The 22765-nt window shown below is 62.0% G+C and carries 23 protein-coding genes; 13 read left to right on the plus strand and 10 right to left on the minus strand.

All coding sequences use genetic code 11. From position 1 onward, the window contains the following. The first annotated feature begins 52 nt into the window (after positions 1-52). Positions 53-952, plus strand: a complete 900-nt coding sequence (locus tag NKI37_RS21250; protein WP_352787958.1) for a LysR family transcriptional regulator — start codon at positions 53-55, stop codon at positions 950-952. A gap of 266 nt (positions 953-1218) precedes the next feature. Here the strand turns inward: NKI37_RS21250 and rpsI are convergent, their stop codons facing one another. The 3 genes from rpsI to NKI37_RS21265 all read right to left on the minus strand — a co-directional run bounded on the left by rpsI (position 1219) and on the right by NKI37_RS21265 (position 2847). Beyond that, positions 1219-1701: a 30S ribosomal protein S9 gene (rpsI, locus tag NKI37_RS21255; protein WP_023669408.1), complete on the minus strand. Its 483-nt coding sequence runs from the start codon at positions 1699-1701 to the stop codon at positions 1219-1221. Between the two features lies 1 nt (position 1702). Further along, positions 1703-2167: a 50S ribosomal protein L13 gene (gene rplM, locus NKI37_RS21260; RefSeq protein ID WP_023669409.1), complete on the minus strand. Its 465-nt coding sequence runs from the start codon at positions 2165-2167 to the stop codon at positions 1703-1705. A 215-nt stretch (positions 2168-2382) separates the two neighbouring features. Continuing rightward, complete coding sequence (locus NKI37_RS21265; protein WP_352787952.1) at positions 2383-2847, minus strand: PaaI family thioesterase; 465 nt, start codon at positions 2845-2847, stop codon at positions 2383-2385. A gap of 146 nt (positions 2848-2993) precedes the next feature. Here NKI37_RS21265 and NKI37_RS21270 point away from each other — a divergent pair, with 146 nt between their 5' ends. The 6 genes from NKI37_RS21270 (at position 2994) to NKI37_RS21295 (ending at position 7541) form a co-directional block, all read left to right on the plus strand. Next, positions 2994-3815 (plus strand): enoyl-CoA hydratase, encoded by an 822-nt coding sequence (locus NKI37_RS21270; protein WP_352787949.1) that lies wholly within the window; start codon positions 2994-2996, stop codon positions 3813-3815. An 11-nt stretch (positions 3816-3826) separates the two neighbouring features. Next, positions 3827-4249: a VOC family protein gene (locus tag NKI37_RS21275; RefSeq protein ID WP_023689472.1), complete on the plus strand. Its 423-nt coding sequence runs from the start codon at positions 3827-3829 to the stop codon at positions 4247-4249. An 8-nt stretch (positions 4250-4257) separates the two neighbouring features. Then, complete coding sequence (locus tag NKI37_RS21280; protein WP_023736498.1) at positions 4258-5040, plus strand: AAA family ATPase; 783 nt, start codon at positions 4258-4260, stop codon at positions 5038-5040. After that, complete coding sequence (locus NKI37_RS21285; RefSeq protein ID WP_352764217.1) at positions 5037-5558, plus strand: CoA-binding protein; 522 nt, start codon at positions 5037-5039, stop codon at positions 5556-5558. Before NKI37_RS21280 ends, NKI37_RS21285 begins: the two co-directional genes overlap by 4 nt. A gap of 167 nt (positions 5559-5725) precedes the next feature. Further along, complete coding sequence (locus NKI37_RS21290) at positions 5726-7006, plus strand: O-acetylhomoserine aminocarboxypropyltransferase (RefSeq protein WP_023711524.1); 1281 nt, start codon at positions 5726-5728, stop codon at positions 7004-7006. 208 nt (positions 7007-7214) lie between these two features. Further along, positions 7215-7541 carry a cupin domain-containing protein gene (locus NKI37_RS21295; protein WP_444849045.1) on the plus strand — a complete coding sequence of 109 codons (327 nt, stop codon included), beginning with the start codon at positions 7215-7217 and terminating at the stop codon, positions 7539-7541. A gap of 21 nt (positions 7542-7562) precedes the next feature. On the opposite strand, the gene NKI37_RS21300 is transcribed toward NKI37_RS21295, so the two are convergent. The 3 genes from NKI37_RS21300 to NKI37_RS21310 form a co-directional block, all read right to left on the minus strand. Then, positions 7563-8228, minus strand: a complete 666-nt coding sequence (locus tag NKI37_RS21300) for a transporter substrate-binding domain-containing protein (protein ID WP_352794555.1) — start codon at positions 8226-8228, stop codon at positions 7563-7565. A 70-nt stretch (positions 8229-8298) separates the two neighbouring features. Next, entirely contained in the window at positions 8299-9546 is a 1248-nt protein-coding gene (locus tag NKI37_RS21305) for a cytochrome P450 (RefSeq protein WP_023700520.1), read from the minus strand. 107 nt (positions 9547-9653) lie between these two features. Further along, entirely contained in the window at positions 9654-10244 is a 591-nt protein-coding gene (locus NKI37_RS21310) for a hypothetical protein (protein ID WP_023682307.1), read from the minus strand. Positions 10245-10555: 311 nt separating this feature from the next. Between NKI37_RS21310 and clpP the strand changes: the two genes are divergently transcribed. The 4 genes from clpP (at position 10556) to NKI37_RS21330 (ending at position 15909) form a co-directional block, all read left to right on the plus strand. Then, positions 10556-11185: an ATP-dependent Clp endopeptidase proteolytic subunit ClpP gene (gene clpP, locus NKI37_RS21315; RefSeq protein ID WP_023682306.1), complete on the plus strand. Its 630-nt coding sequence runs from the start codon at positions 10556-10558 to the stop codon at positions 11183-11185. A gap of 295 nt (positions 11186-11480) precedes the next feature. Then, positions 11481-12755, plus strand: a complete 1275-nt coding sequence (clpX, locus tag NKI37_RS21320) for an ATP-dependent Clp protease ATP-binding subunit ClpX (protein WP_352787944.1) — start codon at positions 11481-11483, stop codon at positions 12753-12755. Between the two features lie 273 nt (positions 12756-13028). Beyond that, positions 13029-15440 (plus strand): endopeptidase La, encoded by a 2412-nt coding sequence (gene lon, locus NKI37_RS21325; protein WP_023682304.1) that lies wholly within the window; start codon positions 13029-13031, stop codon positions 15438-15440. Between the two features lie 196 nt (positions 15441-15636). Next, the gene (locus tag NKI37_RS21330; protein WP_023669423.1) at positions 15637-15909 is read left to right on the plus strand and encodes an HU family DNA-binding protein; all 273 of its coding nucleotides are present in this window, start codon (positions 15637-15639) and stop codon (positions 15907-15909) included. A 91-nt stretch (positions 15910-16000) separates the two neighbouring features. On the opposite strand, the gene NKI37_RS21335 is transcribed toward NKI37_RS21330, so the two are convergent. Next, the gene (locus NKI37_RS21335; protein WP_023669424.1) at positions 16001-17023 is read right to left on the minus strand and encodes an aldo/keto reductase; all 1023 of its coding nucleotides are present in this window, start codon (positions 17021-17023) and stop codon (positions 16001-16003) included. 183 nt (positions 17024-17206) lie between these two features. Here NKI37_RS21335 and NKI37_RS21340 point away from each other — a divergent pair, with 183 nt between their 5' ends. Together NKI37_RS21340 and NKI37_RS21345 are read left to right on the plus strand one after the other, a co-directional pair. Beyond that, the gene (locus tag NKI37_RS21340) at positions 17207-17773 is read left to right on the plus strand and encodes an SIS domain-containing protein (protein ID WP_023821099.1); all 567 of its coding nucleotides are present in this window, start codon (positions 17207-17209) and stop codon (positions 17771-17773) included. 3 nt (positions 17774-17776) lie between these two features. Then, positions 17777-18520, plus strand: a complete 744-nt coding sequence (locus tag NKI37_RS21345; RefSeq protein WP_352625289.1) for a creatininase family protein — start codon at positions 17777-17779, stop codon at positions 18518-18520. Between the two features lie 232 nt (positions 18521-18752). On the opposite strand, the gene NKI37_RS21350 is transcribed toward NKI37_RS21345, so the two are convergent. From NKI37_RS21350 to NKI37_RS21360, 3 genes are all read right to left on the minus strand, one after another. Beyond that, a complete protein-coding gene (locus NKI37_RS21350; RefSeq protein WP_023739336.1) occupies positions 18753-19670 on the minus strand; it encodes a carbohydrate ABC transporter permease in 918 nt (305 codons plus the stop codon). Positions 19671-19679: 9 nt separating this feature from the next. Next, on the minus strand, positions 19680-20795 hold the full coding sequence (locus tag NKI37_RS21355) for a carbohydrate ABC transporter permease (RefSeq protein ID WP_352625287.1): 1116 nt from the start codon (positions 20793-20795) through the stop codon (positions 19680-19682). 98 nt (positions 20796-20893) lie between these two features. Continuing rightward, positions 20894-22558: an ABC transporter substrate-binding protein gene (locus NKI37_RS21360; RefSeq protein ID WP_023705031.1), complete on the minus strand. Its 1665-nt coding sequence runs from the start codon at positions 22556-22558 to the stop codon at positions 20894-20896. Between the last annotated feature and the right edge of the window lie 207 nt (positions 22559-22765).

Genomic DNA, 22765 nt, shown 5'->3' on the forward strand with positions numbered 1-22765 from the left:
AACCTCGGGATAATAAGGTACAATCCGTACAGCTTGTGCGGAATGGCGAACAATGATGGACCTTGGCGATCTGAACGCTTTCGTGACGGTGGCGCGTGCCGGCGGTTTTCGGGAAGGGGCTCGCGCCAGCGGCGGCAGCGCGTCGGGCCTGAGCGAAGCGGTGCGCCGCCTGGAGACGCAGCTCGGCGTCAGGCTGTTCAACCGCACCACACGCAGCGTCGTTCCAACCGACGCAGGCCTCAGCCTCTTGGGAAGGCTTGGCCCGGCGCTGTCGGAGGTGGAGGCGGCCCTCGACGTGGTCAATGGCTTTCGCGACAGGCCGGCCGGTTCGCTGCGCCTCAACGTCCCGGTCAGCGCCGCGCGGCTGATATTGCCCGACATCGTTCCGGGCTTCCTCGCCGCCTATCCCGGCATTCGGCTGGAGGTCATCGCCGATGAGAACTTCGTCGACGTGTTGGCGGCCGGCTGCGACGCCGGCATCCGCTATGACGAGCGACTGGAGCAGGACATGATCGCGGTGCCGATCGGACCGCGCGTCCAGCGCTTCGCCACTGGCGCCAGCCCCGCCTATCTCGATCGCCATGGGCGGCCGCAGCACCCGAGCGATCTGCTTGGCCATGCTTGTCTGCGCGGCCGTTTTGCCAGCGGTGCGATGCTGCCGTGGGAATTCGAGCGCGACGGCGAGGTGGTGCGGGTCGACACGACGGGGCCGTTGATCGTGCGGATCGGCGGGGCGAGCGATCTTGCCGTCCATGCGGCCATTGCCGGCAGCGGCATCGTCGTTCTCTTCGAGGGCTGGCTTCGCCCTCACTTCGAAAGCGGCGCCCTGGAGCCCGTGCTCGAACCTTGGTGGCAGAGTTTTCCCGGACCATTTCTGTACTATCCCGGACGGCGTCTGGTTCCAGCGCCGCTACGGGCGTTTATCGATTACATCAAGGCCGGCAAGTTCTGAGACTTGAACCGAGGCCGGCGCCATCACCCCACCCGGCGCTTCGCCCCGACCTCCCCATCGAGGGGAGGTAGGGTGCCGCGTTTTTATGGTCGAACTGGTTTGTAGCCGCTGGACCATCGTGGATTGTCCGGGCGGCAAAACTGCCGCGACCTCCTACCTCCCCTCGATGGGGAGGTCGGCGCGAAGCGCCGGGTGGGGTGACTGCCGAGACCCAAAAGAAAAGGCCGCCCGGAGGCGGCCTTTCGATGTCTGGAACGTCGCAGCGCTTAGCGCTTCGAGAACTGGAAGGAACGACGGGCCTTCGCCTTGCCGTACTTCTTGCGCTCGACGACGCGGCTGTCGCGGGTCAGGAAGCCGCCCTTCTTGAGCACGGCGCGCAGTGCCGGCTCATAGTAGGTCAGCGCCTTGGAGATGCCGTGACGAACGGCACCGGCCTGGCCGGACAGGCCGCCGCCGATGACGGTGGCGACGATGTCGTACTGGCCGGCGCGGTTGGAAGCGATGATCGGCTGGTTGAGGATCATCTGCAGGACCGGACGCGCGAAATAGGTCGCGAATTCCTTGTCGTTGACGACGATCTTGCCCGAACCCGGCTTCACCCAGACGCGGGCGATGGCGTTCTTGCGCTTGCCGGTGGCATAGGCGCGGCCCGACTTGTCGAGCTTCTGGACATGGACGGGTGCTGCCGGCTGGGTGTTGGTGTTGCCGGTGGCGGCGCCCAATTCTGCGAGCGAGGAAAGCTCAGCCATCTTATGCAACCTTCTTGTTCTTGGCGTTCAGCGCGCCGACGTCGAGGGTGACGGGCTGCTGGGCGACATGCGGATGTTCCGTGCCTGCATAGACGCGGAGGTTCTTCATCTGACGACGGCCGAGCGGCCCGCGCGGGATCATGCGTTCGACGGCCTTCTCGACGACACGCTCGGGGAAACGGCCCTCGAGCAGCTGGCGCGCGGTGCGCTCCTTGATGCCGCCGGGGTGACCGGTGTGCCAGTAATAGACCTTGTCGGTGAACTTCTTGCCGGTGAACACCACCTTGTCGGCATTGATGACGATGACGTTATCGCCGTCGTCGACATGCGGGGTGAAGGTGGGCTTGTGCTTGCCGCGAAGATGATTGGCGATGACAGTGGCGAGACGGCCGACGACGAGACCCTCGGCGTCGATCAGCACCCACTTCTTCACCACATCCGCAGGCTTCTGCGAAAAGGTTGCCATGGATTTCTGCTTTCGATTTTGACCTTCCGAAGAAGGCGTTTCTTGTTGCTTGGATTGGCGACAAGGCACTTGCCCGCCGCCAATAACAAAACGGCGGCCTTTGCGGGCCGCTGCTTCGTGACGGCTTATAGGCGAGGGGAGTGGGCACGTCAAGGCGCAGGAAACGCACGTCTGCTCGCAATGTGTAATAAAAACAAAGGTTTGACCAAAAGGTATTATTTTACCACATCGGCGGCGCGCTTCGGCGGGATCGAATAGGTGCCGGTCGCATGCGCTACCGTGTGTTCCCTCGGTCCGCCGACGATGTCGATATCGAACACCATCAGGCTCTTGCCCAGCTTCAGGATGCGGCAATGGCCGTCGATCGGGCCGGCCTCGGCTTTGCGGACGAAATTGATGTTGAGGTTGACGGTAACCGAAAGCGCATCCGGCCCGGCATGGCTGAGCACGCAGACATAGCCGCCAATGTCGGCCAGCGTGAACAGCGAGGGCCCGGACACCGTGCCGCCGGGACGCAAATGCCGTTCGCTGGCGTTGAGCCGCACCGTGCAGCCGCCCGGAAACACATCGAGCGCCTCATACGACGTGAACTCGTCGTTGAGCTGCGGGTAGACGCTGGCCATCAGCGCATTGACTTCAGCCGCCGTCAGCACCGGCTTGAGATTGTCCTGGGCGGGCATGTCGGTCTCTCGTTCTATGCCGGGCCTGTATGAACGCAATGATGCGCTTCTGGCAACACCTCTGGCGCAAGCGATGGGTGTTGATGAAACTCGATCCGATATTAAATAGTCTGGCGGCGCCCGGCGGAATCGCGGAGACCCTTGTCATGGCCGAAATCCTTTCGATCAAACCTGTTGCCATAGACGGGCCGGTCATCGCCGGGCTGGACAAGGGCGTGCTGCGCCTGACGCTCGCCAATCCGCCCGCCAATGCCTTGTCGCTTTCCGTCATGGCGGCATTGAGCGCCGAGCTCGACCGTGCCAAGGCCAACAAATCGGTCCGCGTCATCGTCTTGGCGGCCGCCGGGAAAGTCTTCTGCGCCGGTCACGATCTCAAGGAAATGACCGCGCGCCGCGCCGACGCCGACAGGGGCAAGGGGTTTTTCGAGCAGACATTTTCGGCTTGCGCGGCGTTGATGCAGCAGATCGTGCGCCATCCGCTCCCGATCATCGCCGAAGTCGATGGCCTAGCCACCGCTGCGGGGCTGCAACTGGTTTGCAGTTGCGACCTCGCCATTGCCTCGCATGAAGCGACCTTCTGCACGCCGGGCGTCAATATCGGCCTGTTTTGTTCGACGCCGATGGTGGCGCTGTCACGCAACGTGTCTCACAAGCACGCCATGGAAATGCTGCTCACCGGCGAGACCATCGATGCCGCAACCGCCAAGGAATTCGGCCTGGTCAACCGCGTCGTGCCGCGCGAATACCTGAATCAGATCGTCACCAAATACGCGCAAACCATTGCCTCCAAATCATCTCTGGTGGTCAAGACCGGCAAGGAAGCCTTTTACGCGCAGGCCGAGATGGGGTTGGCGGACGCGTATGCCTATACCGGCCGCGTCATGGTCGAGAACATGCTGGCCCGCGACGCCGAGGAAGGCATCGGCGCCTTCATCGGCAAGCGCAAACCGGAATGGACGGACGAATAGGTTTTCGATCCATGGAACCGCGCATCTCCATCATCACCATCGCCACCGACGATCTCGAGCGCGCCGTGCGCTTTTACGAAGGCATGGGCTTGAAGCGCCATGCCGGCATCACCGATGGCGTCGCCTTCTTCCAGATGGGCGGCGCCATTCTCGGCCTGTTCCCGAGGCCAAGCGCCGAGGAGGATTCAGGCATTGCCTTCGCCGCAGCACCGTCGGCGGTCTACCTCGCCTACAACACCCGCTCCGATGCCGAAGTCGACGACGTGCTGGCGGCCGCCGAGAAGGCCGGCGGCAGGATCGTCAAGCCGGCAGGCCGCGCCTTCTGGGGCGGCTGGTATGGATATTTCGCCGATGCCGACGGCCATGTCTGGGAAGTCGCACACAATCCGGCCTTCCCGATCGCGGATGACGGCACCATCTCGCTGCCGGACTGAGCGTCCGCATGGGCTATCGCAAGCAACTGACCCGGCTTAAGGCGCCTTATCTCAAACGCATCCTGATTGACCCCGAGCGCGTGGAAGATTGGGAAAAATATCCATGGAACCTGCCGCTGTTTCGCGGCCGTGAATTCGAGCTCGAATTCACCACGCCAATCACCATCATTGTCGGTGAAAACGGCACCGGCAAATCGACACTGCTGGAAGCCATCGGCGCGCTGGCCGGTTACGACGAGGCCGGCGGCGGCAAGGGCTATCGTCCGGTCGATCATTCCATCGCCATCGACAAGAGCGGTGCGGCACTGGCGAATACATTCCGCGGCCACTGGCTGCCAAAAGTCACCGCCGGCTGGTTCTTTCGTGCCGAATCTTTTTACTCGGTCGCGCGCTATCTCGACCAGGCGGCACTCGAAGACCCGTTCGGACCGCCGCCACCGGACTTTCTATCGTGGTCGCATGGCGAAGGGTTCATTCGCTTTTTCGAGGAGCGCTGCCGCCGGCAAGGCATCTACATCCTCGACGAGCCCGAAAGCGCGCTGTCGCCGTCGCGGCAGATCGAATTGTTGAAGATGCTGCGGCGCATGGACCAGTCAGGCACGGCGCAAGTGATCATGGCGACGCATTCGCCGCTGCTGATGGCTTGTCCCGGCGCGCGGCTCTTCCGAATCAGCCGTTTCGGCCTCGACCCCACAGATTTCACCGATACCGATCATTTTCGCATGATGCGCGACTTCTGCACCGACCCGCAGTCCTTTATGGAGGAAGCACTGAGGGAGACCGACGAGTGAATCACGATAGCTACGACAATGCCTATATCGGCGGCATCCTCAATTCTGTGAAGACGATCGCCATGGTCGGCGCGTCGGCCAACGATGTCAGGCCGAGCTTTTTCGTGCTGAAATATCTGCTGGCCAAGGGCTTTTCGGTGTTTCCGATCAATCCTGGGCAGGCCGGCAAGGAAATCCTCGGCCGCATGACCTATGCCAGCCTTGCCGAACTGCCGGAGCCGGTCGACATGGTCGACATCTTTCGCGCCTCTGCATCGGTGCCCGGCATTGTCGATGAGGTGCTGAAGCTCGACCCCTTGCCGAAGGTGATCTGGATGCAGCTTGGCGTGCGCGACGACGAGGCGGCCGCGCGCGCCGAGGCGGCCGGTATCAAGGTGGTGATGAACCGCTGCCCGAAGATCGAATATGGCAAGCTGTCGGGCGAGATCGGCTGGACCGGCGTCAACTCCGGTGTGCTTTCGTCGAAGAAGCCGCTGATGCGGTCGGGATTCCAGAGTTTCGGTGTGCGCCAGAAGTAAGGCAGTGAATGGTGAATGGTGAATAGAAGGATTTTCCTGGAAGCCGGGTAAAGCCGCATATGAGCGGCTTGCAATCAAGGTGGGACTGGCCGACTTTGCGACCACCATTTATCGCTCACCATTCATCATTTCACCATTCACACGTTTACCGCTCAGGGAGGTTTTCGATGACCCGCACGCCCGGTTTCAACACGCTCGCCGTCCATGCCGGCGCCAAGCCCGACCCGGCAACGGGCGCACGCGCCACGCCGATCTACCAGACGACCTCCTTTGTGTTCGACGATGCCGACCATGCCGCCTCGCTGTTCGGGCTGAAGGCCTTCGGCAACATCTACACCCGCATCATGAACCCGACCCAGGCGGTGCTGGAAGAGCGGATCGCGGCGCTCGAAGGCGGCACGGCTGCACTTGCCGTTGCTTCCGGCCATGCCGCACAGGTGATCGTGTTCCACAATCTCATGCGGCCTGGCGATAATTTCGTCGCCGCCACAAGGCTTTACGGTGGTTCGATCAATCAGTTCGGCCATGCCTTCAAGAATTTCGGCTGGGAGGTGCGTTGGGCCGACACCAACGACATCTCCACTTTCGAAAGCCAGATCGATGGCAAGACCAAGGCGATCTTCATCGAGAGCCTGGCCAATCCCGGCGGCACCTTCGTCGACATCGAGAAGATCGGCGACATCGCCCGCAAGCACGGCTTGCCGCTCATCGTCGACAACACGCTGGCCTCGCCCTATCTGGTGCGGCCGATCGAGCATGGCGCCGACATCGTCGTCCATTCGCTGACCAAGTTCATCGGCGGCCACGGCAATTCGATCGGCGGCGCCATCGTCGATGGCGGCACGTTCGACTGGTCGAAATCCGGCAAATATCCGATGCTGTCGGAGCCGCGCCCCGAATATGGCGGCCTTGTCCTGCACGAAACCTTCGGCAATTTCGCCTTCGCCATCGCCGCGCGCGTGCTTGGCCTGCGTGACATCGGCCCGGCCATTTCGCCGTTCAATGCCTTCCTGATCCTGACCGGGCTGGAGACCTTGCCGCTCAGGATGCAACGCCATTGCGACAATGCGATCACCGTAGCCGGCTGGCTGTCCAACCACCCCAAGGTCGCCTGGGTCAACTATCCCGGCCTGCCCAGCGACAAGAACAACGCGCTGCAGAAGAAATACTCGCCGCAAGGCGCCGGTGCTGTCTTCACCTTCGGCCTGAAGGGCGGCTACGAGGCCGGCATCAAGTTCGTCGAGGCGCTCGAACTGTTCTCGCACCTCGCCAATGTCGGCGACACCAAGTCGCTGGTCATCCATCCGGCATCGACCACGCATCGCCAGCTTTCCGACGAGCAGAAGGTCAAGGCGGGTGCGGGACCGGACACGGTCCGGCTTTCCGTCGGCATCGAGGATGTCAACGACATCGTCGCCGACCTGGAACAGGCTTTGGCCAAGGTTTGATTTTTTTAGTGAGTAGTGAGTAGTGAGTAGTGAGTAGTGAGTAGTAGTCGGTATTCACTAGTTAGCAGTGATTAGTGATCAGCCACCCGCTCAAGGGAGCGCTTTCCGCTCACTACTCACTACTCACTACTCACTAGTCACTACTCACTGCACTACTCACTACTCACTAATCTGTTGGAGGCAAACCCTGTCCGCGCATTACCTGGCCATATTGACCGACAGCGTCGACGCCGAACATGGCGCCCCGGCGCCGGATCGTCTGATTGCGGGCGATCCGAAGTTCCGCACCTGGAATGTCGAGGAGCGCGATGGCCGCCTCTATGCCGGCATCTGGGAAGCGACGCCGGGCAAATGGCGCATCGAATATGACGAATGGGAGTTCTGCCACATCCTGTCCGGCGTCTCGGTGGTTGCCGAGGATGGCGGCGAGGCGCGCACGGTGCGCGCCGGCGACAGCTTCGTGCTCAGGCCAGGCTTCAGGGGCAGCTGGGAAGTGCTTGAAACGACCCGCAAGGAGTATGTGATCAAGCTCTGACCGCTCGGTCGCGCTTGGACTTCACAAAAGCCGATCGATGTCAGTGTCGGAAAAGCCGTATCCGCTCATCATCTCCCTGTGCCAGGGACTTCCAAGCAAATCACTGAGACATAAATCGACGCGCTGGAGTAGGGTGGCACTGCCTTTGGCGAGAGCGAAAGCGCCGGGCGCTGGCTGTTTTTCGACTGCCGGGACGTCGACGACGTCGAGAGGCGCGTTGGGTCGCCGGCTCAGATAGCCGCGATGCGCGAGCGCTGCACTCGCATAGGCATGCACCACGCCGGCCGCGACGGCGTTAGCTGCTTCGGCCTGAGTGGCAAATATCCTTAGCCGTTCGGGCTGAATAGCGTTTTGCAGGGCCGTCCGGTGCTGGATCTGGCCCGATATGACGCCGATCAGCGCCGTCCGATCATTGGCGACGGACCGATAGCCATCGAAGGCGCGGGGATTGTCTTTCGCGACCAGCAATCCATCCGCCAGCATCCAGATCGGCCTTGTGAAGTCGACCAGCTTCCGGCGGTCGTCGGAAATGAACAGGCCGGTGGTTATGTCCCACCGATCTTCGGCAAACCCAGGCAGCAGCTCGGCAAACTCGGTCTCGATGGGCAAAAGTTCCAGCCCGAGCGTCAGGCAGACCCTCTTGGCCAGTTGGGCATCGCTGCCGCCCAGACGTCCCGATCCGTCGATAAAGCAGAAGGGGTGGTTCCTGTAGAAAGGCGAATCTCATTTTCTCGGGCATGCGTCGGCTCCGCCGTCCTCACAAGCTCACAGTGAGCTTTTCCAGCCCATGGAAATGATAGGTGTCGCGGAAGCGCGGCTGCTCCGCAAGATGGAGTTGCGGCTGCCGCTCGAACAGGGTTTTCAGCGACACCTGCAACTCCAGCCGCGCCAGCGGCGCACCGATGCAGAAATGGATACCGGCGCCGAACGAGACATTCTTCTGGTCTAGTCGGCCGGGCCGGAAGGCGCCAGGTTCGGCAAAGGCAAGCGGATCATGATTGGCCATGCCGAGCAGCAGGCCGATCGTCTCGCCCGGTTGTACGACAACCCCCGATGTCACCTCGACCTCCTGATAGGCGTAGCGGGTGAACATGTGCAGCGGCGCGTCGAAGCGCAGGCACTCCTCGACCGTTGCAGCGGTTGCTTCCGGCGAGGTGAAGAAACGGCCGGGGTCGCCGCCTTGCGCCAGCAACGTGCGCACGGCGTTGCCGGTTTGATGGACGGTCGCCTCGTGGCCGGCATTGAGCAACAGGATGGCGGACGAGACCAACTCGTTTTCCGACAGCTTCTGGCCATCCTCTTGCGCCACGATCAGCAGCGATAGCAGGTCGTCGCCAGGCTTCTTGCGCCGCTCGGCGACATAGCCGCGCAAAAAGTCGGAAAAATCGCGCGCGGCGCGATTGGCCGCTTGCTCGGTCTCGCGCGTCCGGCCATGCATGTACATGGCCACCATCCGGTGCGACCAGTCGAGCAGTTGCGGCCCCATTTCGACCGGCACACCGAGCATTTCGGCAATGATGGTGATCGGCAAAGGTGCGGCGAAGCTGGGCAATAGATCGACGTGGCGCGGTTCGAAACGGTCGATCAGCTCATTGGCCAGCGCCTCCACGCGCGGCCGCAGCCGCTCGACCTGGCGCGAGACGAAGGCGCGGTTGACCAGGGTTCTGAGCCTGGTGTGCACCGGCGGCTCCAGCTCCAGCATCGAATTGCTCTCGATGCCGTCGAAAGCGGCCAAATGCGAGCGATCCTCGCCGATGCCGCGGCTGTCGGGAATGCCGGCCGGGTTCTGGCGGCCGAAGCGGCGGTCGCGCAACAGCCGGTTGACGTCGTCGAAGCCGCCAAAGCACCAGGAGCCGAATTCCTCCCAGAAGAAGGCATTCGATGCGCCATGCAGGACGGCATAGGCGTCGTAAGGGTTCTGGAAAAACGCCGGTTCGTGCGGGTCGAGCCGCAGGCGGCGCGTGGCTGGATCAAAGGCGAGGTAGGGCGGCATGGATGTGGTCATGCCAGACCATTACCGCGGCTTGCCGGCTTGGTGCCAGACCGGATGTTGGCACCCGACGGCCCTATGGATTGAGCCAACCGAGGCGGACCTCGGCGAAGTACCGAAGTCTAATCCTCGCAATGCCTGGCAATATGCACGCGGCGCCAGCTGGTCGAGCCTTCCTGCACCACCACCCGGCGCGCCATCCTCTGGTATGACGGCGCTATCTGGGTGACGTGCCGCCGCTCGGGCCGCACCAGCACTTCATGGGCGACGCTCTCATATTCGGCCGGCAGCACAACCCGGCGGGTGCGCTCCGGTTCAACCACCACCGTTTCGGCCACACGCGCGTAGCGGGCCTTGCGCCACACCTTGCACAGCACCTTGCGGCCGTGGATGACGCGCCATTCCCAGGCATAGCCGCCATCGTCGACCTGGACCGTGCGGTAAACGGTGCGGGTTCTCGCCGGTACGATGTCATAGGTGACTCGGGGCGGCGCGATCTGCTCGACGCGCTCCATGGTGCCATAGATCGGCGGATCATAGTCGACCAACTGCCCGCCGGGTCTGACCATGACGTCTTCATAGACGGTGTCATAGAGCGCCGGCCTGTGCACCGGCTCATAGCATTCGGCGGCCCGGCCGTCGGCAACCGCATCGGACACCATGCCGAGACCGGCAAGGCCGGAAATGGCGAGGCAAACAGTTTTCCTGATCATGGCACTCCCCCTGTTTGAACGCGAGAAGGTGAGGTTCAACGTTGAACTGTAGGGGATGGTTCTCCGGGGGAAAGCGGTTTCGCCGCGTTTCGTTAAGCGACGCGGTTAAGGAATTGCTACACCGCAAAAACGCCGCTGGCCGCGTTCGGACTTTCCCTTGCGCGGAAACCTTGATTCGACTTAACCAGATGGCTAGGAGGAGGCGGCCTTGCGCTAGGGTGAGCCGGCATCCTATTTACATTCTAACCGTCAAGAACCGATTCTGCCCGATGTTCCGGCGCCGGAATCCCCATCTCCAAAAAGGGTAGTCCATGAAGAACCCCGTCGAAACCTACATGAACCTCGTTCCGATGGTGGTCGAGCAGACCAATCGCGGCGAGCGGGCCTACGACATTTTCTCGCGCCTGCTGAAAGAGCGCATCATTTTCATCACCGGCCCGGTCGAAGACGGTATGGCGACGCTGGTTTGTGCACAGCTTTTGTTCCTCGAGGCCGAGAACCCGAAGAAAGAGATCAATCTCTACATCAACTCGCCGGGCGGCGTGGTGACCTCGGGCATGGCGATCTACGACACCATGCAGTTCATCAAGCCGGCAGTGTCGACGCTGTGCATCGGCCAGGCGGCGTCGATGGGCTCGCTGCTTCTGACCGCCGGCCACAAGGACATGCGTTTTGCCACGCCGAACGCCCGTATCATGGTTCACCAGCCTTCCGGCGGTTTCCAGGGCCAGGCCTCCGACATCGAGCGGCACGCGCAGGACATCATCAAGCTGAAGCGCCGCCTCAACGAGGTCTACGTCAAACACACCGGTAAGAGCTACGAAGACATTGAAAAGACGCTTGACCGCGACCATTTCATGACAGCCGACGAAGCCAAGGATTTCGGCCTCATCGACAAGGTCATTTCGTCGCGCGAGCCGGTCGAAGGCGCTGCGGCATAAGCGCTGCATGGCAGTTGCGTGGGTGGATAACGCGCTTTTGCTGGGATTTGCGGCATTTCGGCCACAATTGGCTGTTCCCTCGGTGGATGGGATTGCCTACGTTAAGGCTATGTTGATTTTCGACGGCTTAGCTTTGTGCAGGGTTGGCGCGAATCATTGCGACGTTTTCTGATTTGTGTTTCGTACGGAATGCGTTGCGGGAGCCGGGACACTGGCGGCGGCGAATTCCCGCGATAGATAGAATATGCGCCCTTTCAGCCAGACCATCGGCGGGCGGCCATGAAAGGACAGGAAAATGAGCAAAGTCGGCAACAACAGCGGTGATTCGAAGAACACGCTTTATTGCTCGTTTTGCGGCAAAAGCCAGCACGAGGTGCGCAAGCTGATCGCCGGCCCAACGGTGTTCATCTGCGACGAGTGCGTAGAGCTGTGCATGGACATCATCCGCGAGGAGAACAAGACCTCGATGGTGAAGTCGCGCGAGGGCGTGCCGACCCCGCAGGAGATCCTGAAGGTTCTCGACGACTATGTCATCGGCCAGCCCTACGCCAAGCGCGTGCTGTCGGTGGCTGTCCACAACCACTACAAGCGCCTGGCGCATGCCGGCAAGAACAACGACGTCGAATTGGCGAAGTCCAACATCCTGCTGATCGGCCCGACCGGCTGCGGCAAGACGCTGCTTGCCCAGACGCTGGCCCGCATCATCGACGTGCCCTTCACCATGGCCGACGCGACGACGCTGACCGAAGCCGGTTACGTCGGCGAGGACGTCGAAAACATCATCCTGAAGCTGCTGCAGTCGGCCGACTACAATGTCGAGCGCGCCCAGCGCGGCATCGTCTACATCGATGAAATCGACAAGATTTCGCGCAAGTCCGACAACCCATCGATCACCCGCGACGTGTCGGGCGAGGGTGTGCAGCAGGCGCTTCTGAAGATCATGGAAGGCACCGTTGCCTCCGTGCCGCCGCAGGGCGGCCGCAAGCATCCGCAGCAGGAGTTCCTGCAGGTCGACACCGCCAACATCCTGTTCATCTGCGGCGGCGCCTTCGCCGGGCTGGACAAGATCATCTCGGATCGCGGCAGGAAGACTTCCATCGGCTTCGGCGCCATCGTCGCTTCGCCCGAGGATCGCCGCACCGGTGACGTGTTCCGCCTGGTCGAGCCCGAGGATCTCTTGAGGTTCGGCCTCATCCCCGAGTTTGTCGGCCGTCTGCCGGTCCTGGCGACGCTGGAAGACCTCGACGAGCCGGCGCTGATCCAGATCCTGACCGAGCCGAAAAACGCGCTGGTCAAGCAGTATCAGCGGCTGTTCGAGATGGAGAGTGTCGACCTGACCTTCCATGAGAATGCGCTGTCGGCGATCGCCAAGCGCGCCATCGAGCGCAAGACCGGCGCCCGTGGCCTCCGCTCGATCATGGAAGCGATCCTGCTCGACACCATGTTCGAACTGCCCGCCCTGGAAGGCGTGCGCGAAGTGGTGATTTCGGAAGAAGTGGTGACCGGCAGCGCCCGGCCGCTCTACATCTATTCCGAGCAGAAGGAAAAGAAGGGCAACGTCAGCGCCTGATCTGGCATCTGGCCTAACCTTTTTATGGAACGGCGCCCGCGGGGCGCCGTTTTGCTGTGGTGAGGTACCGATCCTTGTGACGGAGTCGATGAACGAACGTGTCGACCCTTGATCTTTGCCCCTCGTGCATCCAACTAACATCGGAAGGCCGTGGTGCCGAATTCTGTGCTGTAAAACTCCCGTCACAAACGGTGGTAGGCGGAACGATCCCCGGTCGTTAATATGAGATTCGCGGTTGGCTCGATTAGCGGCCGCGACATGAAAGGTTGGACAATGGCCAAAATATCCAAGGCTCCCAGCGACGGCGTCTTCGCAGTCCTCCCACTGCGCGACATCGTGGTGTTCCCGCACATGATCGTTCCGCTCTTTGTCGGGCGTGAAAAGTCGATCAAGGCGCTGGAAGAGGTTATGGGTCAGGAAAAGCAGATCCTGCTTGCCACCCAGATGAATGCCGCCGATGACGATCCCGAGCCCGATGCGATCTTCGACATCGGCACGCTCGCCAATGTGCTGCAATTGCTGAAGCTGCCCGACGGCACCGTCAAGGTGCTGGTCGAAGGCGCTTCGCGTGCCAAGATCGTCTCGTTCACCGACCGTCCGGACTTCCACGAAGCTACCGCCACGGCGCTGGTCGAGCCGGAGGAGGAAGAGGTCGAGGTCGAGGCGCTCGCCCGTTCGGTCGTCACCGACTTCGAAAACTACGTCAAGCTGAACAAGAAGATCTCGCCTGAAGTGGTGGGCGCCGCCAGCCAGATCGACGACTATTCCAAGCTCGCCGATACGGTTGCCTCGCACCTCGCCATCAAGATCCCCGAGAAGCAGGAGATGCTGGCCACGCTGTCCGTCAAGGAACGGCTGGAAAAGGCGATGGGCTTCATGGAAGCCGAAATCTCCGTCCTGCAGGTGGAGAAGCGCATCCGCTCGCGCGTCAAGCGCCAGATGGAGAAGACGCAGCGCGAATATTACCTCAACGAGCAGATGAAGGCGATCCAGAAGGAGCTCGGCGAAGGCGAGGACGGCCGCGACGAGGCCGCCGAGATCGAGGCGCGCATCAAGAAGACCAAGCTCTCCAAGGAGGCCCGCGAAAAGGCGGAAGCCGAGTTGAAGAAGCTGCGGACGATGTCGCCGATGTCGGCGGAATCGACCGTGGTGCGCAATTATCTCGACTGGATCCTGTCGATCCCGTGGGGCAAGAACTCCAAGGTCAAGCAGGACCTGGCGTTTGCGCAGAACGTGCTCGACACCGATCATTTCGGCCTCGACAAGGTCAAGGACCGCATCGTCGAGTATCTCGCCGTGCAAAGCCGCCAGAAGAAGCTGAAGGGGCCAATCCTGTGCCTCGTCGGCCCTCCCGGCGTCGGCAAGACCTCGCTCGGCAAATCGATCGCCAAGGCGACCGGCCGCGAATTCATCCGCATGGCGCTTGGCGGCGTGCGTGACGAGGCCGAGATCCGTGGTCACCGCCGCACCTATATCGGTTCGATGCCCGGCAAGGTCATCCAGTCGATGAAGAAGGCCAAGAAGTCCAACCCGCTCTTCCTGCTCGACGAGATCGACAAGATGGGCCAGGACTTCCGCGGCGATCCGTCATCGGCCTTGCTCGAGGTGCTCGATCCCGAGCAGAACTCGACGTTCATGGACCATTACCTCGAGGTCGAATACGATCTGTCGAGCGTGATGTTCGTGACGACGGCGAACACGCTGAACATCCCTGCGCCCCTGATGGACCGCATGGAGATCATCCGTATCGCCGGCTACACCGAGGACGAGAAGATCGAGATCGCCAAGCGTCACCTGATGCCCAAGGTGATCCGCGACCATGCCCTGCAGCCGAAGGAATTCTCCGTCGGCGAGGACGCGATCCGCGGCATCATCCAGACCTACACCCGTGAAGCGGGCGTCAGAAGCCTGGAGCGCGAGCTGATGAAACTCGGGCGCAAGGCGGTGACCGAGATCCTGAAGACGAAGAAGAAGACGGTGAGCATCACGGCGGCGAACCTCGCCGATTACCTCGGTGTTCCGCGCTTCCGCTTCGGCCAGGTCGAGGCTGACGATCAGGTCGGTGTCGTCACCGGTCTTGCCTGGACGGAAGTCGGCGGCGAGCTGCTGACGGTCGAAGGCGTCATGATGCCCGGCAAGGGCCGCATGACGGTGACCGGCAATCTGCGCGACGTGATGAAGGAATCGATCTCGGCGGCGGCCTCTTATGTCCGCTCGCGGGCCATCGATTTCGGCATCGAGCCGCCGCTGTTCGACAAGCGTGACATCCACGTCCACTTGCCCGAAGGCGCCACGCCGAAGGACGGTCCGTCTGCAGGTGCTGCCATGGCGACAGCCATCGTGTCTGTCATGACTGGTATTCCGGTCCGGGCCGATGTGGCGATGACTGGCGAGATAACGCTTCGCGGCCGCATCTTGCCGATCGGCGGCCTCAAGGAGAAGCTGCTCGCCGCATTGCGCGGCGGCATCAAGAAGGTGCTGATCCCGGAAGACAACGCCAAGGATCTGGCGGAGATACCGGACAATGTGAAGAACGGTATGGAGATCATTCCGGTCTCACGTGTCGGCGAGGTTCTGAGGCACGCGCTGGTGCGCATGCCGGAGCCGATCGAGTGGGTCGAGCCGGTCAATCCGCCGGCTTCCACCGATACCGTTGACGATGCTGGAAAGTCGCTTGCACATTAGAAACTACTAAAGTTGCAGTGCACAAAGAGAGAGCCGGGCCTTGAGCCCGGCTTTTTCATGTGAAAAACCCACCTTTTCCGGGCTTTTTTCAACTTATTTCCGGCTTTTTGACTTGGGTTTGCGAGCGCTTCTTTCTAAAGTCCCTCTCCTGCCGGATGAGTCGAAAGTTCCGGTTTTCTCATGGAAGGGAATTTTTATGAACAAGAACGAACTGGTTTCCGCTGTCGCTGAATCCGCGAGCATTTCGAAGGGTGACGCACAGTCGGCGGTTGAGGCGGTGTTCTCCGTCATCACTGGCGAACTGAAGAAGGGCGGCGATGTACGGCTCGTCGGCTTCGGAAATTTCACCGTCTCCAAGCGTGCGGCATCGACTGGCCGCAACCCGCAGACTGGCGCGGAAGTGAAGATTCCGGCGCGTACCGTGCCGAAGTTCTCGGCCGGCAAAGGCCTCAAGGACGCGGTCAACTAAAAATTTTTTCAGAGAATGTTGGAAAGCCGGGTTCGCCCGGCTTTTCTTTTGCCTCGATCGCGGCAAGCCGTCAGCCCGCTGAGGCGAGCCTTCAGCCCACCGGCGCATCCGCGCGCATCAGGCCTTCCTGCTTGAGGTCCGCCCACAGCGCCGCGGGCAGCTTGGCATCGAGCAGGGCGCGGTTGCTTTCGACTTCGCTCGGCCGCTGGCCGCCGGGGATGACCGACACCACGGAGGGGTGCAGCAGCGGAAACTGCAGCGCCGCCTCGATCAGCCTGACGCCATGGCGCTGGCAGACGGCCTCGATGCGCCCGACGCGATCCATGATGTCCCTTGGCGCCTCGGAGTAATTGTAATAGGCGCCTGGCTTCGGCCCGGTCGCCAGGATGCCGGAATTGTAAGGACCGCCGAGAACGATGCCGATGCCGCGTTGCTCGCAGAGCGGCAGGAAGGTGGCAAGCGCTTCCTGTTCCAGCAGCGTGTAGCGCCCGGCCAGCAGGAACAGGTCGAAGTCGCCACGCTCCGCCAGCGTCTGGCAAACCTCCCATTCGTTGATGCCGCCGCCGAAGGCCTTGATCACGCCCTGGTCGCGCAGCGCAACCAGTCCGTTGTAGCCCGAGGCCATGAATTCCTCGATGCGCTGGTCTGACGCCTCCTTGCTGCCATGGGTGAAGATGTCGAGGTCATGGACGAAAAGGATGTCGATGCGGTCGACGCCAAGCCGTTCCAGCGACGCCTCGAACGAGCGCATGACGCCGTCATAGCTGTAGTCGTAGACCTCCTTGCGCGTCGGTGTGTCGAAGAACTTGCCGATGCCGGTTCGTTCCTCCGGCGGGCAGGCGCGCAACAGGCGACCGACCTTGCTCGACAGCACATAATCGTCGCGCTTCCTGCCGCGCAGGAAGGCATTGAGCCGTGTTTCGGCAAGGCCCAGGCCATAGAGCGGCGCGGTGTCGTAGTAACGGCAGCCGGTCGCCCACGCCGCCTCCAGCGTCGCGTTGGCATCCGCGTCGGGGACGGCGCGGTAAAGGTTGCCGAGCGGCGCGCTGCCGAAGCCAAGCTCGGTGAAGTCGAGGCCGCCATTGCCGATGCGGTCGAAATGCCGTGTCTTCATGTCGTGCTGATTTCCTGGATTGATTGTCTGACATGACACTATCACGCCGCTGGCTCAGCAAAAGCCGCCATGGCCGTTGGACAGGCATTTTCCCGATGATAGCATGAACAAAAACAAGCCTTTTCCGAAAGCGCGCAACCGGAAATCACCGGCCACAAACCCGGCCCGACAGATGGGACTCTCATGGCGAATGCCGGCTCGGATATGTTTTCGACCGCCCTGCAAGAGCTGGGCGCCGTACTGGCGCGCGTCGACGAAGCCGGCATCGACATCGCCTGCGAAACCCTGGCCCGCGCGCAAAAGATCGGCGTCTATGGCTGCGGCCGCGAAGCGTTGCAGCTCAAGGGTTTCGCCATGCGCCTCTATCACCTTGGGCTTGAGGTGTCGGTGGTCGGCGACATGAACACGCCACCGCTTGGCGCAGCCGATGTCTTCCTGGTCAGTTCCGGCCCGGGCGAGACGACGACGGTGCTCACCTTGATGCAAGTCGCCCGCCAGGCCGGCGCCACCGTGCTTTTGCTCACCGCCGAGGCAGGCAGCAGTGCGGTCGCGCTTGCCGACTTCACCTTGCTGATCCCGGCGCAGACCATGGCGCGTGACCAAGGGCCGCAAAAGACATCGCTGCTGCCGATGGGCTCGGTCTTCGAAGGGGCGCTGTTCCTGCTGTTCGAGGTCATGGTGCTGAAGCTCAAGGCGCTGACCGGCCAGTCGTCCGAGGCCATGCGCGCCCGCCACACCAACATGGAATAGATCATGCGCTACGAACTGATGCTGCCGCACCAGATCCGCAAGGCGATCGCCGAGAACTGGCCGGTCGCTCTCCCGCTCGGCGTGCTCGAATATCACGGCGAGCACATGGCCGTCGGCATGGACACGCTGGCCGTCGTCAAGACGCTGGAGCTCTACGAGAAGGAGGCCGACGTCGTCATCCTGCCGGCTTTCTACTACGGTGCGGCGAGCTATGTGGTGGCAGCACCCGAAGGCAACGGCTCGGTGCAGGTCGGCGGCAACCAGCTGGCGCCGTTCGCCGAAGAATTGTTATACAGCCTGCTGCGCATCGGCTTTCGTAACATCAACGCCATCATCCACCACCAGACCGAGAACTTTGCCGCCGGCATGCCGACCGATCTCGCCTTCAAGGCCGCCGGCCGCCAGGCGATCTTCCGCTTCCTCGAGAAGCAGCGCGGCGAGGGCTGGTGGGGCTCAGACGAGATGGCCGATTATTATTCCGGGCACGCCGCCGGCGAGAATTTCTTCAACTGGGTGCAGGTGCACCCGCTAATGTCGGCTGCCATGAACGGGAAGTATCCGTTCGATCACGCCGGTGTTGGCGAGACATCATTGATGCTGGCACTGTGTCCGGAAGCGGTCGATGCCGGGCGTTTTGGCGAGAATACCGCGTGGTATACGGCCAGTGCGCCGGAGGCCTCGGCGGAGCTGGGGCGAAAGGGTGTGGCGATGATCATGGATCACCTGAGGGCGATATTGGGGCGCTAGCAGACAAAGTCGCTCTGTAGCGATCCTTCACACCCCCCTCTGTCCTGCCGGACATCTCCCCCGCAAGGGGGGAGATCAGATGTCATTTCCGCTTTCGCCAATCACCTACGTCGCAAGAAAAGCGATGCAGCCAAAGCTGCCGATCTCCCTCCTTGCGGGGGAGATGGCCGGCAGGCCAGAGGGGGGTGCTGTCCCGCCGAGGTCAACAGTAGAGGGGCACGCCGCCTCTCGCCTACTTCACCGCCCCCGCCGTCATGCCCATGATCAGATAGCGTTCAAGCGCAATCCCGATGACCGCCAGCGGTGCGATCGCGGCGGTGGCAAGCGCCGCCATCGACCACCAGTTGATGCCTTGCGAGCCGGTCTGGCTCGCCACCATCACCGGAATGGTCTTGGCGTCGGTCGACGTCAGGAGTGCCGCAAAAAAGTACTCGTTCCAGCACAGCACCATCGCCAGGATGAAGGCGGCGACCATGCCCGGCAGCGCAATCGGCATGACGATGCGGAAAAAGGCGCCCCAGATCGACAGGCCGTCGACCAGCGCTGCCTCCTCCAGTTCGACAGGGATCGAATTGAACTGGTCGCGCATGATCCAGATGACGATCGGCAGCACCATGAGCGTGTAGAGCAGGATCAGGCCGATGCGTGTGTCGAGCAGGCCGACCTCGCGGTAGAGCACCAGGAAGGGCAGGGCGAGCACCACCGGCGGCAGGATCAGCTGCGACAGGAAGAAGAAGGAGATGTCCTCGTTCTTGAACCAGGCGAACTGATAGCGGTACCGGGTCAGCCCATAGGCGGCGAGGCTGCCGATGACGATGGCGAGGCTCGATGCGCCGACCGAGGTGATGACCGAATTCATGAAGCGCTTGAAAAACTCCTCCCGCACCGTCGAGGTCTGGAAGATCGAATCCGGCGACAGGCCGAGCGAGCGCCAGCCCTTCCAGTCCGGTTGGAAGTCGACGAACGGGATGAGGTGTCCTTGCGTGACGTCGACCGCAGTCTTGAACGAGGTGGTGATCGTCCAGTAGATCGGGAACAGGCAGATGAAGGCCCAGAACGCCAGCGCGCCATAGATGAAGATGCGATTGGCCAGAAAACCTAGCGGTGAGCGGATTTCCGAGGCAGTATAGTCGGTGGTCTGGACGCTCATTGTGCCTCGTCAGTTCACGTTGCGCACGAAGCGATTGGCCAATTTCAACAGCCAGGTCACGAACACGACGATGATGACGAGATAGGCCATCGCCAGCATGGTGCCGTAGCCGACATTCGAGCGGTCGCGGTATTCGCGGTAGATGAAGCTCGACACCGAATCCGTGGCGCCGCCAGGCCCGCCGGAGGTCACGGTGATGATGATGTCGGCAAGCTTCAGCTTGAAGATGATGCGCAGGATCACCGCCGTCACCGACACCGGCAGCATCAGCGGGAAGGTGACCTGCCAAAAAGTCTGCCATGGCGTGGCGCCGTCGACGCGCGCTGCCTCCAGCACGTCGCGCGACATCGCCTGCAGGCCGGCAAGCAGCATGATCATCATGAACGGGATGAAGGTCCAGGCGTCGAGCACCATGATCGAGATGCGGGCGGTGATCGGGTTGGAGAAGAAGGCGGGGTTCTCCCAGCCGAGATGGCGCGCCAGCGTCGCCGCCGGCCCGAAACGGTATTCCATCAGCGATTTGCCGATCATCCAGGATACCGCGACCGGCGACAGCATCAGCGGCATCAGGAAGACGACTCGGAAGAATTTGCGCGCCCGGATCTGCGCGTTGAGCAGCAGCGCCAGGCCGAAAGCGATGACATATTCGACCAGCACGGCGAGCACATAAAGCACCATGTTGAACAGCGCGTTGCGGTAGTAGGGATCGGCCAGCATCTGCCAGAAATTGTCGAGCCCGTTGAACTTGCGGCCGGAAAAGGACGACAGGTTCCAGTCGGTCAGCGCGATATAGAAGCCGAACAGCGTCGGGAAGATCACCATGGCGATGGTGAACAGCAGCGCCGGCAGCAGGAACAGCGCGCGCTGGCCGTCCTCGCCGCGCGTCAGCACCTGGCCGATGCCGAGCGCCACGCCCCACAGAACATAGGCGTAGACGATCGGACGCCAGGTCTCGAAGCCGAGCGTGGTGATCTCGTTCTTGTAGAGGATCTCAAACGCGATCACCGCCAGCAGGCCAAGCGTGGCGGCCGCCATCAGGGCAAAACCCGCCCGCTTGCGGGCCGGCGAGATCAGATCGGCTGGGCCGGCGTTGGCCGGCCATGCATTGGTGGTCTGGTCTGCCACGCGTCCCCGTCCGTTTAAAAAATCAAGCCTGCGACCGGCCCGAGCCGGTCAGGTCCGGCGGCTTGCACCGCCGGACCTGTTGTCACGATAGGATCAGCCTACACGCCGAGCGAGGCCTTGTAGAGCTTGATCTGGTTTTCGCGGCCGATCTGGTCGGTCAGCTTCTCCCAGGCCGCGGCAATGGCGTCGGCGCCTTCCTGCGCCTTCATCTTGCCGGCGAATGTGTTGGCCAGAATGTCCTCGGCAGCCGAATAATACTGGAAGATGCCGGGGATGCGCGGCTCGATCGCCGCGTTCGGATGGTTGTAGCTGTCGGCTTCCGACTTCAGATACGAGGTGATGAACGCCTCGTCGTAGCCTGCCGCCACCCATTCGGGAATGTCGAAATGCGAGTTGCGGTAGGGCTGGAAGCCGGACGGATACATCGCCGTCCAGATCGACAGGTCCTTGCCGCCGAGATGAGCGGCGGCCGACCATGCCGCTTTTTTCTTCTTTTCGTCCGTATCGACGCGGGCCATGACGTAGACGCCCCAGCCGAGATAGGCGCAGTTCGGCGCATAGTTCGGGCCGCTGGCGAGTTTGTCCCAAGCGCCGGTCTTGGCATTGTAGACGTCGTCGGACCCCGGCAGGATCGAGAAGCCGGTGACGTCGCCGATGACCGAGCTATCGTTGGTCTTGACGTTGGAGCCGACGTCGCCCCACCAGGTGACCATCGAACCGGTGCCGGCCAGGAACTGCTGGAAGGCTGTCGTGTTCGGGTCGGCGTTGATCTGGTCGGCGGGCTCCGACGGCAGCGCGTCGATGACGTCCTGGATGGCGCGCACCCAGGCCGGATTGTTGATGCGCGGCTTCATCGTGTCGGCATCGAACAGCCAGGCCTTGTCGTCGGGATGCTTGGCATAGGCGGTGGCGCGGCTGCCGAGGAAGTAGAAGCCGAAACCGCCCCAGGCCTTGGGCGCATCGAGATAGCCGAAGACGTCCTGGTCCTTGAACTTCTTGCCCTTGAGGAATTTTGTGACGGCCTGGACTTCCTGCCAGGTCTTCGGCACACCCCATTCGGTGGTCGCGCCGCCGTCCTTCCACGCCTTGGCGAGGTCGGCATCGGCAAAAACGTCGGTGCGGTAATTGAAGTTGTGCGCATCGCCATCGACGGTGATCCGGTACTGCTTGCCGTCCCAGGTGCCGACCGGCGGCTGCAGATAGGCCACGACATCCTTCATGTCGATCTGCTCTTTGACCCAGTCGGGCATCTCGGACGTCAGGCCCTTGCCGCAGACATCGCCTTCGAAGGGCGCGCCCATCTCGATGATGTCGAAGTCGACGGTGCCGGTTGCGATCGACTGCTGCAGGCGGGCATTGTAGTCGGCCTGCGCCAGGTCGATCCAGCTGATCTTGGCGCCGGTATAGGCCTCCCACGGCTTCAGGAAGCCGCGGAACAGCACATTGTGCAGGTTCTGGTTGTTGAGGCCCATGAAGGTGAGCTCGACGCCGGCGAATTCGCCTTCCTTGACGTTGGCCTTGGTGGCTTCCAGGCAGAGTTCGCCGACCTTCTGGAAATCGGCATCCGTCGGCTGACCCTTGCCGACGCCGGGGATCTGAAGAATTTTGGAGCGTAGCTCGCTGGCGGCTTCAGCCGGGCGGGTGAAAGCGCCGAGCCCAGCGCCCGATGCGGCGGCGATCGCGGCCATCGAGGCCGCGCCCTTGAGTATGTCACGCCGGGTGGCACCCGCGCGGACGAGTTTTTCGTACAGACCGACTCTCATCTATTCCTCCCAGAACAACAGTCGTGAATTAAAATGCCAATCCCTCCGACGCCGAAACGTCGGCGGTTCTCCTTTATCATACGGGGACGTGGGACCCCACCCTGCGTCGCCTGGAGCTCCGATTTTCGGATAAAAATCCGACTGCCGGATTGGCAACAGCTAATATTTGCGTAATCGATTACCTTGTCAACACGAATGGCTTTTTAT

This window comes from Mesorhizobium sp. M0626 (assembly GCF_040320665.1).
GTDB lineage: Bacteria > Pseudomonadota > Alphaproteobacteria > Rhizobiales > Rhizobiaceae > Mesorhizobium.

What these genes read in the sequence shown, in the direction of transcription:
- NKI37_RS21250 (WP_352787958.1), top strand. Translation starts at nt 53, where the DNA reads ATGATGGACCTTGGCGATCTGAACGCTTTCGTGACGGTGGCGCGTGCC.
- rpsI (WP_023669408.1), bottom strand. Translation starts at nt 1,701, where the DNA reads ATGGCTGAGCTTTCCTCGCTCGCAGAATTGGGCGCCGCCACCGGCAAC.
- rplM (WP_023669409.1), bottom strand. Translation starts at nt 2,167, where the DNA reads ATGGCAACCTTTTCGCAGAAGCCTGCGGATGTGGTGAAGAAGTGGGTG.
- NKI37_RS21265 (WP_352787952.1), bottom strand. Translation starts at nt 2,847, where the DNA reads ATGCCCGCCCAGGACAATCTCAAGCCGGTGCTGACGGCGGCTGAAGTC.
- NKI37_RS21270 (WP_352787949.1), top strand. Translation starts at nt 2,994, where the DNA reads ATGGCCGAAATCCTTTCGATCAAACCTGTTGCCATAGACGGGCCGGTC.
- NKI37_RS21275 (WP_023689472.1), top strand. Translation starts at nt 3,827, where the DNA reads ATGGAACCGCGCATCTCCATCATCACCATCGCCACCGACGATCTCGAG.
- NKI37_RS21280 (WP_023736498.1), top strand. Translation starts at nt 4,258, where the DNA reads ATGGGCTATCGCAAGCAACTGACCCGGCTTAAGGCGCCTTATCTCAAA.
- NKI37_RS21290 (WP_023711524.1), top strand. Translation starts at nt 5,726, where the DNA reads ATGACCCGCACGCCCGGTTTCAACACGCTCGCCGTCCATGCCGGCGCC.
- NKI37_RS21305 (WP_023700520.1), bottom strand. Translation starts at nt 9,546, where the DNA reads ATGACCACATCCATGCCGCCCTACCTCGCCTTTGATCCAGCCACGCGC.
- NKI37_RS21310 (WP_023682307.1), bottom strand. Translation starts at nt 10,244, where the DNA reads ATGATCAGGAAAACTGTTTGCCTCGCCATTTCCGGCCTTGCCGGTCTC.
- clpP (WP_023682306.1), top strand. Translation starts at nt 10,556, where the DNA reads ATGAAGAACCCCGTCGAAACCTACATGAACCTCGTTCCGATGGTGGTC.
- clpX (WP_352787944.1), top strand. Translation starts at nt 11,481, where the DNA reads ATGAGCAAAGTCGGCAACAACAGCGGTGATTCGAAGAACACGCTTTAT.
- lon (WP_023682304.1), top strand. Translation starts at nt 13,029, where the DNA reads ATGGCCAAAATATCCAAGGCTCCCAGCGACGGCGTCTTCGCAGTCCTC.
- NKI37_RS21330 (WP_023669423.1), top strand. Translation starts at nt 15,637, where the DNA reads ATGAACAAGAACGAACTGGTTTCCGCTGTCGCTGAATCCGCGAGCATT.
- NKI37_RS21335 (WP_023669424.1), bottom strand. Translation starts at nt 17,023, where the DNA reads ATGAAGACACGGCATTTCGACCGCATCGGCAATGGCGGCCTCGACTTC.
- NKI37_RS21340 (WP_023821099.1), top strand. Translation starts at nt 17,207, where the DNA reads ATGGCGAATGCCGGCTCGGATATGTTTTCGACCGCCCTGCAAGAGCTG.
- NKI37_RS21345 (WP_352625289.1), top strand. Translation starts at nt 17,777, where the DNA reads ATGCGCTACGAACTGATGCTGCCGCACCAGATCCGCAAGGCGATCGCC.
- NKI37_RS21350 (WP_023739336.1), bottom strand. Translation starts at nt 19,670, where the DNA reads ATGAGCGTCCAGACCACCGACTATACTGCCTCGGAAATCCGCTCACCG.
- NKI37_RS21360 (WP_023705031.1), bottom strand. Translation starts at nt 22,558, where the DNA reads ATGAGAGTCGGTCTGTACGAAAAACTCGTCCGCGCGGGTGCCACCCGG.